The organism is Arthrobacter sp. ZGTC412 (assembly GCF_002929215.1).
GTDB lineage: Bacteria > Actinomycetota > Actinomycetes > Actinomycetales > Micrococcaceae > Arthrobacter.
Window position 1 is genome coordinate 1 of record NZ_PJII01000056.1, and the last position, 1,040, is coordinate 1,040.

The window sequence follows — 1,040 nt, forward strand, 5'->3', positions numbered from 1 at the left end:
CGGGGTGCGTCCTTGACCTTGTCCTTGGTGTACGGGACAACGATGTCCTTGCCGTCCTGGGTGGCGGCATCGAGCGGGACAAAGGATTCGGACGTTCCGAAGAGCCCGGTTTTAACCGTCACCCACGTGGGTTCGGAGGTTTGGTCATCGGCGTAGACCTGTCCGATGGAACCTATTTTGCTTCCGTCGGATCCTACGACGTTGCCGCCGCCGGTAGCGAGTGAAGAAAGGTTCTCAGTGCTGATCATGATTAATTGTCCTTTTGATGCTGCGATGAATCCGGTGTGATCTGATGCGTTGTGCAGCGGTTGCCGATGACGTTCGTCAGTGGCTTCCTCCCCGGTGGGCTTACCGGCTTGTTGAACCGGCGGCGCGTGGGGTGTTGCGGGAGAGCAGGTGGCTGGGGCCAGAGGCGGACGGCGGGGGCAGGTTTGTGGCCGCATGCCGCGTATGGGTGGTTTGTTCGGCGTTTCTGAGGGCGCGGATGTGTTGTTCCAACTGCCGGCGGAACAACGCCTCATTAGCCGCTTCAGCCCCGGTCCCTTCACGGATGAGTTCTTCGGCGGCGGAAAGGACGTCTCGCCCTTCGGGCGTGAGGTGGATGTCGGCGCTTCGGCCGTCCCTGCCCGGCTCCTTTGCCAGGAAACCGAGGCTCTGCAGCCGCCGCAGCACCCTGCCCAGGCTTTGCCTGCTCACGCAGAGCGTTACGGCGAGATCAGTGGCTGTGGTGGGTTCCAGTTCAGCCGCTGTCTCCAGTGCGTCAAGTGATCCTGTGGTCAGCCCGAGCCGGGCCAGCCGGCGGTTGAGACGCCGCTCGTTGAGCCGGGCCGCGACACTGATCAGCCGATATGTAGCCCATTGGTCCGGAACCGGGCCGGGACGTGACTCCATGTGCCGGGGCCCGTCGGCAACCGGGAATTGCTGGTCAGGGCCCGGCGGCCGCCCCGCTGGGTTGCGGGGCGGCTGTGGGACCCTGTCCTGGCCGCTCACGTGCTCTTGACGGTGTCCTTGGCGTCTACAGCGCGGTCTTTGACGTCCGT

General features: G+C 64.1%; 2 protein-coding genes. Both read right to left on the bottom strand.

Features of this window, described 5'->3' with window-relative positions; translation table 11 throughout:
• The coding region (locus CXQ88_RS21365) for a PRC-barrel domain-containing protein (protein ID WP_146069272.1) at positions 1-248 on the bottom strand (248 nt) is incomplete at its 3' end.
• Between the two features lie 100 nt (positions 249-348).
• Positions 349-891: a MarR family transcriptional regulator gene (locus CXQ88_RS21370; protein WP_146069273.1), complete on the bottom strand. Its 543-nt coding sequence runs from the start codon at positions 889-891 to the stop codon at positions 349-351.
• Between the last annotated feature and the right edge of the window lie 149 nt (positions 892-1,040).

Excerpts from the sequence above, each read along its gene's own strand:
- CXQ88_RS21370 (WP_146069273.1), bottom strand. The coding sequence starts at position 891 with ATGGAGTCACGTCCCGGCCCGGTTCCGGACCAATGGGCTACATATCGG.